The sequence below is a fragment of the Streptomyces sp. NPDC047072 genome (assembly GCF_040643855.1).
In the GTDB taxonomy this organism is placed as follows: domain Bacteria; phylum Actinomycetota; class Actinomycetes; order Streptomycetales; family Streptomycetaceae; genus Streptomyces.
Genome location: NZ_JBEYVC010000096.1, coordinates 26,787 through 39,848, shown reverse-complemented (window position 1 = coordinate 39,848; position 13,062 = coordinate 26,787). Strand labels below are relative to the sequence as shown.

The following is a 13,062-nucleotide window of genomic DNA, read 5'->3' as shown; positions in this document are numbered from 1 at the left end:
GTGAGGTCTGGCTGGTGAACGCCCTGCACGGAATCCGGCCGGTCACGGCGTGGACAGGAGGGCCGACAAAAGCGGGCCCAGCCACCCGGGCCACGAAATGGCGGGGGTGGCTGGACGAAATCATGCGGCCTCTTCCGGACAATTAGGTCCGGAGAATCAGAGAATCAGGGGACCGAAAAGCGACGCGTTATTTTTTCGCCGGCTGATAAGCCCCCGGCACCATCCGGGTCGCAATCGCGATCCGGTTGTACGCGTTGATGACGGTCGCCGCCCAGATCAGCGCGGCGATCTGCGCCTCGTCGAAGACCTCGGCCGCCTCGGCGTAGACCGCGTCGGGGACGTGCCCGTCGTGGACCAGGGTCACGGCCTCGGTCAACGCCAGTGCGGCGCGCTCGCGTCCGGTGAAGAACGGGGTCTCCCGCCAGGCGTTCAGGGCGTAGATCCGCTGCTCGGTCTCGTCGGCCGCACGGGCGTCCTTGGTGTGCATGTCGAGGCAGAACGCGCAGCCGTTGATCTGCGAGGCGCGGATCCTGATCAGTTCCAGGAGTTCCGGTTCCACCTTGGCGTCCTGGGCCGCGGAAACGGCGGCGCCGTGCAGGGAGCCCATCGCGGCGGAGACGTCGGGGGTGATTTTCTTCAGGGCGACACGGGATATCGGTTCATCAACGCTCATGGGGCGACTCTATCCGCGCGAATGCGGTCGGGAAGAGGGAACCGTGCAAAAGAACCGCGCTATTCGGAAAGTGCGGCGCACAGGGCGTCCAGCGCCCCGTTCCAGGCATGCTCCGGCGGTGTCCCGTACCCCACGACGAGGGCGTCGGGGCACTCGCCGGGCGCGTCCGCGTGCCGGTAGGCGTGCAGTCCGTGCAGCGCGAGGCCCTGCCAGGTCGCCGCCCGCAGCGCGGCCCGCTCGGTGCCGGGCGGGAGCCGCAGCACCACGTGCAGACCGGCCGCGATACCGGTGGCCCGGACCTGCGGCGCTTCCCGGCCGAGCCGGGCCACCAGCGCGTCCCGGCGGCGCCGGTACCGCAGCCGGGCGGCGCGCACATGACGGTCGTAGGCCCCGGAGTTCAGGAACTCGGCGAGGGTCAGCTGGTCGAGGGCGCCGCAGGTGTCGTGGTACCCCTTCGCCCGCGCGGCCTCCTCGGCGAGGCCGGGCGGCAGCACCAGCCAGGCCAGCCGCAGGCCGGGGGCGAGGGACTTGCTGGCGGTGCCCGCGAAGACGACGTGGTCGGGGTCGAGGCCCTGAAGGGCGCCGACGGGCTGGCGGTCGTAGCGGAACTCACCGTCGTAGTCGTCCTCGACGACCACTCCCCCGGTGCGGCGCGCCCAGTCGACGACGGCGGCCCGGCGGTCGCGGTGCAGGGTGCCGCCCATCGGGAACTGGTGGCCGGGGGTGAGCAGGACGGCGGCCTGGCCGGTCAACTCCCGCGGGTCGGTGCCGCGTTCGTCGAACGGCAGCGGGGCGGTGCGCAGACCGGCGGCCGTGAGCAGCCGCCAGTGCGGGGGAAGGCCGTAGGACTCGACGGCGATCGTGTGCGCGCCGCGTGCCCGCAGTATCCCGGCCAGGACGGTCAGGCCGTGGGTGATGCCCGAGCAGATCAGGATGCGTTCGGGGTCGGTGCGGACGCCGCGGGCGCGGGCGAGGTAGCCGGCGAGGGCGGTGCGCAGTTCGACGCGGCCGCGCGGGTCGCCGTAGTCGAGGGCGTCGTTGGGGGCGGAGGCGAGGGCGCGGCGGGCGGCCTTGAGCCACTCGGCGCGCGGGAAAGTGGCGAGGTCGGGGGTACCGGGGCGGAGGTCGTACGCCGACCGGGTGCGTTCCCGGCGTGGGCGTGCCATGTCGGGCGGCGGGGTGACCGTGCGGTCGGCGACCCGGGTGCCGGAGCCCTGGCGGGCGGTGAGCCAGCCCTCGGCGACGAGGTCGGCGTAGGCGTCGGCGACGGTGTTGCGGGCGATGCCCAGGTCGACGGCGAGGGTACGGGAGGAAGGCAGGCGGGTGCCCGGGGCGAGGCGGCCGGTGCGGACGGCCTCGCGCAGGGCGTCGGTCAGGCCCCGGCGCAGGCCCGGACCGGCCGGTTCCACATACAGGTCCACTCCCAGAGTGGCCCACGCTTCTGCCATGGAAATGGACCATACTCCTGGGCCGCCTCGCTCCTAGGGTCGAAGGCATGACCACAGAGGACATGACCGCAGAGCGGTACGCACCCGAACACACCCCCCGACTCAACTGGTCCGAGCTGACTCCCGACGTCTTCAAGGCGATGCTCCGGCTCGACACGGCCGCCCGGAAGGGCCTCGATCCGAAGCTCCTGGAGCTGGTGAAGATCCGCGCCTCGCAGATCAACCACTGCGCGCTCTGCGTCGACATGCACAGCAAGGACGCGCTCGCCGCCGGGGAGAGCGTGGAGCGGATCGTGCAGCTCAGCGCGTGGGAGGAGTCGGAGCACTTCTACACCGAGCGGGAGCTGGCGGCGCTGGCGCTGACCGAGGCGGTGACCGTCCTGACGGACGGGTTCGTGCCGGACGCGGTGTACGAGAAGGCCGCCAAGCGGTTCGAGGAGGCCGAACTGGCCCAGCTGATCGCCGCGATCACGGTGATCAACGCGTGGAACCGCTTCGGCGTGACCTGCCGTCTGGTGCCGGGGCACTACGAGCCGGGGCAGCACGCGTGAGCCTGAGTGGTGCGACAGCCAGCCGTACGACGATGCTGGACCGTGAGGTCGGGCAGGCCATGTCCGCCCTCAGCGCGGCCGCCAAGAGGGGGCTCGGCGATCCGGCCCTCGCCGAACTCGTCGTGATCCGCGCCTCCCAGCTCAACCACTGCGCCTTCTGCCTCGACATGCACCTCGGGATCGCACGCGAACACGGCCTGAGCGAACGGCAGTTGGACCTGCTGGCCGCCTGGGAGGAGGCGGCGGGCGTCTACGACGAACGGGAGCGGGCGGCACTCGCGCTGACGGAGGCGGTCACCGCGCTCACCGTGCCGGACGAGGTGTACGAGCAGGCCGCCAAGCACTTCCCAGAGGCCGAACTCGCCCACCTCATCGCCCTGATCGTCGCCATCAACAACTGGAACCGGGTGATGGTCAGCCGCCGGATCCCGCCGGGAGGCACGGCGTGGTGAGCAAAGTCGAGGCCTTCCGCGCCCTGCACCGCCGCACCGCCCCGGATGACCCGCTCGTACTGCCGGGCCCCTGGGACGCGGCAAGCGCCGAAGTGCTCGTCGCGGCCGGGTTCCCGGCGCTCGCCACGCCCAGTGCCGGGATCGCCGCCTCGCTCGGGTACCGGGACGGACAGACCCCGGCCGACGAGATGTTCGCTGCGGTCGCGCGCATCGCCCGGGCCGTCGACGTACCGGTGTCGGCGGACGTCGAGGACGGATACGGGCTGCCCGCCAAGGAGTTGGTGGAGCGGCTCCTCGGGGCAGGCGCCGTGGGCTGCAACCTGGAGGATTCCCACCGGGGTGTCCTCAAGGACCCGCACGAGCACGCCGAGTGGCTCGCCGAGGTGCGGCACGCGGCGGGCGACGCGCTGTTCGTCAACGCCCGCGTGGACACGTTCGCCTACGGCGACGGCGATCCCGAACCAGCCGTCGAGCGGGCCGGGTTGTACGTCGCCGCGGGCGCCGACTGCGTCTATCCGATCCACGCCCCGGCCGACGTACTGCCGCTGCTGCGCTCCGGCGTCCAAGGGCCGATCAACGTGATGGGCCGCCTGGACGGCAAGGGCCCCTCGCCCACCGAACTGGGTGAACTCGGGGCCACTCGCGTCACGTTCGGGCCCGGCCTCCAGCGCTGGGCTGCGCTGGCACTCCAGGGGATGGCCGCGCACTTGCCGAAGTGATCAGGACAGCCACGCCTTCCAAGTCGACGCGTGGCCGTCCACCCACTTCTTCGCCGCGTCCTCCGGCGTCATCTTCTGGTCGGCGATCATCAGGGAGACCTCGTTCTGGTCCTCGGTCGTCCACTTGAACTTCTTCAGGAAGGCGGCCGCCTTGCCGCCGCTCTTGGCGAAGTCCGTGTTGAGGTACTTCTGGAGCGGGGTGTGCGGATAGCCGCAGGCGACCTTCGCCGGGTCCGCGTCGCAACCCTCCTTGTAGGCGGGCAGCTTGACCTCGGTCATCGGGACCTTCTCGAAGAGCCACTGGGGGGCGTACCAGTAGGTCAGGAAGGGCTTCTTCTCCTTGGCGAACTGCCGCATCTGGGTGATCTGCGCGGCCTCCGAACCGGCGAAGACGACCTGGTAGTCCAGCTTCAGATTGGCCACCAGCGCCTTGTCGTTGGTGACGTAGGACGGCGAGCCGTCCATCAACTGCCCCTTGCCGCCGCTCTCCGCGGTCTTGAAAGCGGACGCGTACTTGTTCAGGTTCTTCCAGTCCGTCACGTCCGGGTGCTGCTTCGCGAAGTACGTCGGGACGTACCAGCCGATGTGCCCGGTCACCCCGAGTCCGCCGCCCGGCGTGATGGTCTTCTTGTCCTTGACGTACCGCTGTTCCTGGTCGGGGTGGCCCCAGTCCTCCAGGATCGCGTCCACCCGGCCCTGGCTGAGCGCGTCCCACGCGGGCACCTCGTCGACCTGCACGGTGTCGACGCGGTAGCCGAGTTCGTGCTCCAACAGGTACTGCGCGACAGCCACGTTGGCCTGCGCGCCGACCCAGGACTGGACGGACAGGGTCACCGTCTTGGACCCCTGCGCGTTGGCGAACGGCGAGGCCTGCTTGGTCATGTCGGCGGCACCGCACCCGGTGAGCAGCAACAGGGACCCGGCCACGGCAAAAGTACGTACGCGCATGTCACGCTCCCTTCTTCGTACGGCGTTCCGTCGGCTGCGTCACCCGGTCGAGCATCAGGCCGAGGCAGACGATCGCGGCACCGGCGACCAGCCCGGTCGCCAGGTCGCCCTGGGCCAGGCCGAAGACGGTGTCGTAGCCGAGCGCGCCACCGCCGACCAAGCCGCCGATGACGACGACGGCGAGGACGAGGACCACGCCCTGGTTGACGGCGAGCAGCAACGCGGGCCGGGCGAGCGGGAGTTGGACCTGGCGCAGCTGCTGCAGGCTGGTCGCGCCGAGCGAGCGGGACGACTCCATCGCCGCCGGGTCGACCTGTCGTAGGCCCTGTGTGGTGATGCGGACGACGGCGGGCAGCGCGTAGACGACGGCCGCCGCGGCGGCGGGCGCGCGGCCCACGCCGAACAGCGCGACGACCGGGATCAGGTACACGAACTGCGGCATCGTCTGGAAGACGTCGAGCACGGGTCGCAGCAGCCGCTCGACGCGGTCGCTGCGGGCCGCCGCGATGCCGGTCGCGAAGCCCAGGACGAGGGTGACGGCGACGGCCGCGAGGACCTGGGAGAGCGTGTCCAGCGCCGGTGTCCACACGCCGAGGACGCCGATCGCGGCCATGGCGAGGACCGCGGTGAGCGCGGTGCGCCAGGTGCCGATCAGCCAGGCCAGGGTGGCGACGACGAGCAGCACGGACCACCAGGGCAGCCACTGGAGGCCGTCGCGGACCGGGTCGAGGACCCAGGTGGTGAAGTGCGCCGCCCAGTCGGCCGTACCGCCGACGACGGGGACCCCGGAGTAGAGGTGGGCGGTCATCCAGTCGACGGCCCGGTTGACCGGCTCGGCGAGGTTCACGGTCCAGGGGTCGGGCCAGTCGAGCCGGCCCAAAAGCCGCCCTATGACAGCGATCGCCACGGCAATCCCCAGCGCGTACGGCCATCCCCCGCGCCGCGTCTCCAGGTGCCCGTCGCCCGCCGCCCCCGTGATGCGGTCCAGGACGACCGCGAGGAGCACGATCGGGATGCCGGCCTCCAGGGCCGCACCCACGTCGACCGAGGCCAGGGCCTGGTAGACGCGGTCACCGAGGCCGCCGGCGCCGATCACCGAGGCGATGACCGCCATCGACAGCGCCATCATGATCGTCTGGTTGAGGCCGAGCAGGAGTTCCTTGCGGGCCAGCGGGATGCGCGCGGTCAGCAGCCGCTGGCGGGCGGTGGTGCCGAGCGACTCGGCCGCCTCCAGGACCCCCTTGTCGGCGCTGCGCAGGCCGAGCGAGGTGAGCCGGGCCATGGGCGGGGCCGCGTAGACGACGGTGGCGAGGACGGCCGCGGGGACGCCGATGCCGAAGACCAGGACCACCGGGAGGAGGTAGGCGAAGGCCGGGAGCACCTGCATGGTGTCCAGGACCGGGCGCAGCGCCTTGTCCATACGGTCCGACAGGCCCGCGGCGAGGCCCAGCAGGGCGCCGACGACGACCGACGTGAGCACGGCCACGACCATCAGCGCGAGGGTCTGCATGGTCGGCACCCACATGCCGAGCAGTCCGCAGGCGAGGAAGGCGGCGGCCGTGCCGGCGGCGAGCCGGACCCCGGCGACCCGCCAGGCCACGAAGGCGCCGAGGGCCGTGACACCGGCCCAGCCCAGGCCGAGGAGCACGAGATAGACGGCGCGTACGGCGAGGACGACGGCCTCGCTGACGTAGCCGAAGCCGTAGAGGAACAGCGGGTGGCTGTCGCGGTTGTCGATGATCCAGTCGCTGACGTGGGTCAGCGGCTGGGAGAGGTCGACGGTGAGCGCGTCGGGCCAACTGCCGCTCGCCCACTGCGCGTTGGCGAGCGGGACGAGGACCGCGGCGGCCAGCGCGATGAGCAGGAGTTTGTGGACCGCGCGGTGTTTGAGCAGGCCGGTGGGGAGCACTCGCGGGGCGGAGGTGGTGACGGTGGCCATCAGACGACCTCCTTGCGCAGCTCCGTTCCGGCCACGACGTCGATGAGACGCTCGTGGTCGACGACGCCGAGACAGCGGCCGTTCTCGACGACACAGGCGGCGCGGCCGGTGTCGGCGACCTTCTTGATGGCGTCGGCGACCACCGCGTCGGGGGCGAGGGCGCCCGGGTGGTCGGGGCTGCCGCAGCCGCCCGGCCGCATGGCCGTACGGACCGTCATGACCTGTTCGCGGGGCACGTCCCGGACGAACTCGCGGACGTAGGCGTCGGCGGGGCTGCCGACGATCTCCTCGGGGGTGCCCAGCTGGACGACCCTGCCGTCGCGCATCAGCGCGATGCGGTCGCCGAGCTTCAACGCCTCGTTGAGGTCATGGGTGATGAAGACCATCGTGCGGCCCTCCTCGCGGTGCAGCCGGACGACCTCCTCCTGCATGTCCCGGCGGATCAGCGGGTCGAGTGCGCTGAACGGCTCGTCGAACAGCAGGACTTCGGGGTCGACCGCCAACGCCCTTGCGAGGCCCACGCGTTGCTGCTGGCCGCCGGAGAGCTGGGCGGGCTTGCGCTGTTCCATGCCCTCCAGGCCGACCTTCGCGACGACCTCGGCGGCCCGTGCGCGGCGCTCGGCCTTGCCGACGCCCTGGACCTCCAGGCCGTACGCCACGTTGTCGAGGACCGTGCGGTGCGGGAGCAGGCCGAAGTGCTGGAAGACCATCGCGGCGCGGTGGCGGCGCAGTTCGCGCAGGCGGGACTTGTCCATGGCGCGGACGTCCTCGCCGTCGATGACGATCGTGCCGGACGTCGGCTCGATGAGGCGGGTCAGACAGCGGACCAGGGTGGACTTGCCGGAGCCGGACAGGCCCATGACGACGAAGACCTCGCCCTTGCGGACATCGAAGCTGACGTCCCGGACGGCGGCCGTGCAGCCGGTGCGGGAGCGGAGTTCGGCGGGGTCGAGGGCGGTCAGGTCGGGATCGTCGGGTATCTGCTCGGCCTTGGGGCCGAAGACCTTCCACAAGTTGTCCACAGCGAAGACGGGCGTACTCATCAGGCATCACTTCCGATCAGGTCGACGGCCTTCTCACCGACCATGAGCACCCCGATCATCGGGTTCACGGCGGTCATGGTCGGGAACACCGACGCGTCGGCGATCCGGATGCCCTCCAGGCCGCGGATGCGCAACTCGGGGTCGACGACGGCCAGTTCGTCGTCGGCGGCGCCCATACGGCAGGTGCCCGCCGGGTGGTACACGGTGTGCGCGACCTTGCGCGCGTACTCGCTCAGCTCCTCGTCGCCCGTGAGGTGCGGGCCGGGCGCCACCTCGCGCTTGAGCCAGCCGGCCAGCGGTTCGGTCTTCGCGATCTCACGGGCGAGGCGGATGCCGTCGACGAGGGTGCGGCCGTCGTAGTCGTCCTCGTCGGTGAAGTACCGGAAGTCCAGGGCGGGCTTCTCGGCGGGGTCCGCGCTCTTGAGGTACAGCCGGCCGCGGCTCTTCGGCTTGGGGATGTTCGGGGTCATCGAGACGCCGTGCGGCGGGCGTTCGTAGCCGAGGCGCTCCGGGTTGTCCGTGAACGGCACCTGGTAGAAGTGGAACATCAGGTCCGGGCCCGGGTGTTGGGGGTCGCGGCGTACGAACAGGCCCGCGTCGGAGTCCATGGCGGAGTTGTCGGGGATCGGGCCGTCCGTCTCCCAGACGATCACCGACTCGGGGTGGTCGAGGAGGTTCTCGCCGACGCCCGGCAGATCGTGGACGACCGGGATGCCGAGCGCTTCGAGGTCCTGGCGGGGGCCGATCCCGGAGTGCAGCAGCAGACGGGGCGAGTCGACGGCGCCCGCGCAGAGGATCACCTCGCGACGGGCCCGTACGACGAACTCCTCGTCCGCGTCGCGGACGTGCACGCCCGTCGCACGCGTGCCGTCCAGCTCCAGCTTGTAGGCCCAAGTCTCCAGGAGGATACGGAGGTTGGGGCGCTCGTCCATCACCGGGTGCAGATACGCCACCGAGGCGCTGGAGCGCTTGTTGTTCTCGGGGTGGTAGGCGAGGTCGAAGAAGCCGACGCCCTCGTCGAACGGCTTCTTGTTGAAGCCCTCGACGCGCGGGACCTGCAGTGCCTTCTGGGCCGCGTCGACGAAGTCGCGGGCAACGGCGTTCCGGTCCTTCTCGTCGACCGGGACGATGTTGTTCTTCAGCCGGGCGAAGTACGCCTCCATCGGCACCGCGCCCCAGCCCTTGGCCCCCGCCTGCTCCCACTCGTCCCAGTCGGAGGGGAGCGGCTTGAAGGCGATGAGCGTGTTGTGGGAGGAGCAGCCGCCGAGGACGCGGGCGCGGCTGTGGCGGATGTGGGAGTTGCCGCGCGGCTGTTCGGTGGTGGGGTAGTCGTAGTCGAGTTCGCCGCCGAGGAGGCCCATCCAGCGGCGGAGGGTGAGGACGTCGTCTCTGCCGACGTCCGTGGGGCCGCCCTCTATTACGGCGACCGTGGTGTCGGGGTTCTCGGTGAGGCGGGAGGCGATGACGGAGCCTGCGGTGCCGCCGCCGATGACGACGTAGTCGTATTCATGCTCGGACATGGAGGTACTCCAGGAAAGTCATGGGGAGGAGATACGGAGGGACCGGGGGAGGGTCAGCCCGCGAACCAGCGCACCGGCTTCGGCGCCAGGTTCTGGTAGACGTGCTTCGTCTCGCGGTACTCGGCGAGCCCGCTGGGGCCCAGCTCGCGGCCGACTCCGCTCTTGCCGAAGCCGCCCCACTCCGCCTGCGGGAGGTAGGGGTGGAAGTCGTTGATCCAGATCGTGCCGTGGCGGAGGCGGGCGGCGACGCGGCGGGCGCGGCCCGCGTCCGTGGTCCAGACGCCGCCCGCGAGGCCGTACTCCGTGTCGTTGGCCAGGAAGACCGCCTCGTCCTCCGTGCGGAAGGTCTCGACCGTGAGGACCGGGCCGAAGACCTCCTCGCGGACGACCCGCATCTCGCGGTGGCAGCGGTCGAGGACGGTCGGCTCGTAGAAGTAGCCCTCGGCGGGGCGGTCGGCGGACGGTTCGGGGCGGCGGCCGCCGGACTTGAGCACCGCGCCCTCCGCGAGCGCCGAGGCGACGTACGACTCGACCTTCGCGCGCTGCTGCTCGGAGACCAGCGGCCCGCACTCGACGCCGGGCGCGGTGCCGCGGCCGAGGCGGATCCGCTCGGCGCGGCGGGCGAGTTCGGCGACGAAGCGGTCCCGGACGGACTCCTCGACGATGAGCCGGGCGCCCGCCGAGCAGACCTGGCCGCTGTGGATGAAGGCCGCGTTGAGGGCCTGGTCCACGGCGGTGTCGAAGCCCTCTTCCGTGGCGCAGGCGTCGGCGAAGACCACGTTGGGGTTCTTGCCGCCGAGTTCGAGGGCGACCTTCTTGACGGAGGGCGCGGCGGCCTGGGCGACCTTGGTGCCGCTGACCAGACCGCCGGTGAAGGAGACCAGGTCGACGTCGGGGTGCTCGGCGAGCCGGGCGCCGACCGAACCGCCGGGCCCGGTCACGATGTTGGCGACGCCCGACGGCAGTCCGGCCTCGACGAGCAGCTCGATCAGGGCGATCGTCGTCATCGGGGTGATCTCGCTGGGCTTGACCACGAAGGTGTTGCCGGCCGCGAGCGCCGGGGCGATCTTCCAACTGGCCTGGAGGAGCGGGTAGTTCCAGGGGGTGATCAGCGCGCAGACGCCGACCGGCTCGTGGACCACGACGCTGTGGATGTCGGGCGAGCCCGCGTCGACGACCCGGCCGGGCGCCTCGGCGGCGACGAGGTCGGCGAAGTAGCGGAAGGCGTCGGCCACGCAGTCGATGTCGACCCGGCCCTCCTCCACGGTCTTGCCCGCGTCCCGGCTCTCCAGCAGGCCCAGCTCTTCGCGGTCGCGTACGAGGAGATCGGCGACGCGGCGCAGCAGTGCGGCACGTTCGGCGGCGGGCGTGCCCGGCCACGCGCCGGTGTCGAAGGCCTGCCGAGCGGCGGCGACCGCCAGGTCTGTGTCCTTCTCGTCGCCCTCCGCGACCACGGCGAACGGCGTGGCGTCCGCGGGGTCGAGGATGTCTCGGGTGGCCCCGGAGACGGCTTCGCGCCACTCGCCGCCCGCGTGGATGGTCTGCGGCTCCTGCCGCGCCTGCTGTCCGGCCATGATCGGTGTTGCCTTCCGTTCCTGTTCAGTGCCCCTGTGTCACACGGATGTCACTCACCGGGACCGTGACCGCCTGCCCCCGGCCCGCGATTGCATGCGCAATCGATGGCCGAAAGTGCGGTGCGTCACTGAAAATGCGGTCAAATACGGTCGAAAGTACCCTGGATGTGCTCATCGTGGAGGTGACGCCATGATCAGGAGAGCGCTGGTCTGTACGGCGGCAAGCGCGGCCCTCGTGGTCTCGCCGGCCCTCGCCTCGGCCGCCCGGGCCGACGATCCGAGCGCGCGGGAACTCGCCGACCAGGCGAAGGACAACCTCCTCGACGCGAGGTCCGTCCATCTGAAGCTCACCGACCGCAGCGCGAGCACCCGGACCAGCGGCACGCAGCCGGCCTCGATGGACCTGACCCTCGACCGGCACGGCGACTGCGTCGGCTCGATGCGGATGGGCGCGGACGGCGGCAGCGTCGAGATCGTCAAACAGGGCGACGAGGTGTGGATGAAACCGGACACGGCGTTCTGGAAGGCGCAGGTGCCGGGCGGACAGGGCGACGCGGTGGCCGAGCTGTTCAAGGACCGCTACATCCACGGCTCCACGCGCGACGCCCTGCTCAAGGGCATGGCCGACACCTGCGATCTCACCGCGTTCCAGAAGGAGATCGACTCCGACTCCTCGGACGGCGGCGCGCTGACAAAGGGGGCGCAGACGACGGTCGACGGCACGAAGGTGGTCCCGCTGAAGGGCACGGAGGACGGCAAACGGGCGGTCCTGTACGTCACTTCGGACACCCCGCACCGGTTGGTGCGGGCCACGCAGAAGGGCGGCGGGACCGACGTCACGCTGGACTTCTCGGGTTACGGCGAGCCGGTGCCGTCGAAGACGCCGTCGGCGAAGGACAGCGTGGACGTCGGGAAGCTCCAGGACGAGTTGGGCTCGGTGTGACCTTCCGGCCCACCTGGTCCGTTCAGTCCACGGACGCGGGATCGCAGGCGTACGGCGGGCAGAAGCCCTGCAACGCGGTGTCCAGCAGCTCCAGTTCGTCGTCGCGGCCGTCCGCGTCCGGGCCGTACGCGGCGATCGCGTAGATGTTGCCGTCCTCGGCGACGAAGCGCTCGTCGTAGACGTGCCAGGTGCCGACGTCGGGCTCGCCCTTGATGGAGTCGGCGAGGTACTCCAGCCGGGAGCCGGTGAACTCGCCGTCGTCCAGGGTCTGCAGGTCCAGCTCCTGGAAGCCGGGGGCCTTCGGGGTGTCGTCGGAGAGGTACAGCTCGAAGGAGGCCGCGGGGGACTCCTCCGCCACCTGGTACACCTGCAACCGGCGTTCGCCGTCCGCGCTGCGGTAGTTGACGATCGCCATGCCGTACTGGGAGTCGACGGAGGTGCGCGCCCAGCCCGCGGGGATCGCGATCCGGAAGCCCTCCTCGTCCTCGTACAGCTCGTACCCGGCGGGCAGGGAGGGCTCTTCGGTGGGCGAGGGGTCTTCGGTGTACGACGGTTCCTGTGACGCGTACGGGTCGCTCTGCTGCGAGAAGGACGCCTCCGGGGAGGGGCTCGTGGCGGCCGACCGGTCGTCCTCGTCTCCCCCGCCGACGACCAGCGTCAGCACGAGGGTCGCGGCGACGGCAACGGCCGCGGCTCCGACGAGCACGGACAGGACGAGCCGGCGGTTCATGGGTCGGCGGCCGGGAGCGGGGGCGGCCGCGGGGGCGGCCGCAGGCCCGAAGTCCGACGTCGGCGGACGGCCAGTGCATGGCTCCACCCCCACCGACCTGCTCACTCACCGACCACCCGGCATCGGGATCATGGACGACCCCGGGCCCGTGCCAGGCACTGCCGTTACCGGAACCGGGCCAGCCGATGGGAGGGGGTGGGGGCGGGGGCAGCGGGGGTGGGCCCGAGGACACGCTTGGCGACCCATCGGAGACGCGTGACGATCCCGCGGGCACACCCGGTGTACCCGAGGACACGCCTGACGATCCCGAGGACACACCCGGCGTACCCGAGGACACGCCTGACGATCCCGAGGACACACCCGGCGTACCCGAGGACACGCCTGACGATCCCGAGGACACACCCGGCGATCCCGCAGGCGCACCCGGCGCACCCGCGGACGCACCCGCCGGGGACGCCCCAGCCGACTCACCGACCTCGGCCCCCGACTGCACGCCTCCCGAGCCCCCGGCATCCGGCGCCA

12 protein-coding genes and 1 pseudogene are annotated in these 13,062 nt (G+C 71.3%); 5 read left to right on the top strand and 8 right to left on the bottom strand.

Annotated elements, in window-relative coordinates; all coding sequences use genetic code 11:
- Window positions 1-146 (top strand): annotated as a pseudogene (locus tag ABZ896_RS32385) (aminotransferase class IV); the annotation flags it as partial.
- A gap of 41 nt (window positions 147-187) precedes the next feature.
- Here the strand turns inward: ABZ896_RS32385 and ABZ896_RS32380 are convergent.
- Entirely contained in the window at window positions 188-673 is a 486-nt protein-coding gene (locus tag ABZ896_RS32380; RefSeq protein WP_360936855.1) for a carboxymuconolactone decarboxylase family protein, read from the bottom strand.
- A gap of 59 nt (window positions 674-732) precedes the next feature.
- Complete coding sequence (locus ABZ896_RS32375; RefSeq protein WP_360936853.1) at window positions 733-2,121, bottom strand: PLP-dependent aminotransferase family protein; 1,389 nt, start codon at window positions 2,119-2,121, stop codon at window positions 733-735.
- A gap of 47 nt (window positions 2,122-2,168) precedes the next feature.
- Here ABZ896_RS32375 and ABZ896_RS32370 point away from each other — a divergent pair, with 47 nt between their 5' ends.
- From ABZ896_RS32370 to ABZ896_RS32360, 3 genes are read left to right on the top strand one after another with little or no spacing between them, the layout of a single operon-like run.
- Window positions 2,169-2,672, top strand: coding sequence for a carboxymuconolactone decarboxylase family protein (locus ABZ896_RS32370; RefSeq protein WP_360936851.1), 504 nt, complete (start codon window positions 2,169-2,171; stop codon window positions 2,670-2,672).
- 32 nt (window positions 2,673-2,704) lie between these two features.
- The gene (locus tag ABZ896_RS32365; RefSeq protein WP_360936865.1) at window positions 2,705-3,124 is read left to right on the top strand and encodes a carboxymuconolactone decarboxylase family protein; all 420 of its coding nucleotides are present in this window, start codon (window positions 2,705-2,707) and stop codon (window positions 3,122-3,124) included.
- Window positions 3,121-3,843, top strand: a complete 723-nt coding sequence (locus ABZ896_RS32360; protein WP_360936863.1) for an isocitrate lyase/phosphoenolpyruvate mutase family protein — start codon at window positions 3,121-3,123, stop codon at window positions 3,841-3,843. Before ABZ896_RS32365 ends, ABZ896_RS32360 begins: the two co-directional genes overlap by 4 nt.
- Here ABZ896_RS32360 and ABZ896_RS32355 read toward each other — a convergent pair whose 3' ends face one another.
- The 5 genes from ABZ896_RS32355 to ABZ896_RS32335 are packed head-to-tail and all read right to left on the bottom strand — an operon-like array spanning window position 3,844 to window position 10,867.
- Entirely contained in the window at window positions 3,844-4,791 is a 948-nt protein-coding gene (locus ABZ896_RS32355) for an ABC transporter substrate-binding protein (RefSeq protein ID WP_360936849.1), read from the bottom strand.
- A gap of 1 nt (window position 4,792) precedes the next feature.
- On the bottom strand, window positions 4,793-6,730 hold the full coding sequence (locus ABZ896_RS32350) for an ABC transporter permease subunit (protein WP_360936847.1): 1,938 nt from the start codon (window positions 6,728-6,730) through the stop codon (window positions 4,793-4,795).
- The gene (locus tag ABZ896_RS32345) at window positions 6,730-7,773 is read right to left on the bottom strand and encodes a glycine betaine/L-proline ABC transporter ATP-binding protein (RefSeq protein WP_360936845.1); all 1,044 of its coding nucleotides are present in this window, start codon (window positions 7,771-7,773) and stop codon (window positions 6,730-6,732) included. Before ABZ896_RS32345 ends, ABZ896_RS32350 begins: the two co-directional genes overlap by 1 nt.
- Complete coding sequence (locus tag ABZ896_RS32340) at window positions 7,773-9,293, bottom strand: GMC oxidoreductase (RefSeq protein WP_360936843.1); 1,521 nt, start codon at window positions 9,291-9,293, stop codon at window positions 7,773-7,775. Before ABZ896_RS32340 ends, ABZ896_RS32345 begins: the two co-directional genes overlap by 1 nt.
- A 53-nt stretch (window positions 9,294-9,346) precedes the next feature.
- A complete protein-coding gene (locus ABZ896_RS32335) occupies window positions 9,347-10,867 on the bottom strand; it encodes an aldehyde dehydrogenase family protein (RefSeq protein WP_360936841.1) in 1,521 nt (506 codons plus the stop codon).
- Window positions 10,868-11,057: 190 nt separating this feature from the next.
- Between ABZ896_RS32335 and ABZ896_RS32330 the strand changes: the two genes are divergently transcribed.
- The gene (locus tag ABZ896_RS32330) at window positions 11,058-11,810 is read left to right on the top strand and encodes a hypothetical protein (protein WP_360936839.1); all 753 of its coding nucleotides are present in this window, start codon (window positions 11,058-11,060) and stop codon (window positions 11,808-11,810) included.
- Window positions 11,811-11,832: 22 nt separating this feature from the next.
- Here the strand turns inward: ABZ896_RS32330 and ABZ896_RS32325 are convergent, their stop codons facing one another.
- On the bottom strand, window positions 11,833-12,540 hold the full coding sequence (locus ABZ896_RS32325; protein ID WP_360936837.1) for a hypothetical protein: 708 nt from the start codon (window positions 12,538-12,540) through the stop codon (window positions 11,833-11,835).
- Between the last annotated feature and the right edge of the window lie 522 nt (window positions 12,541-13,062).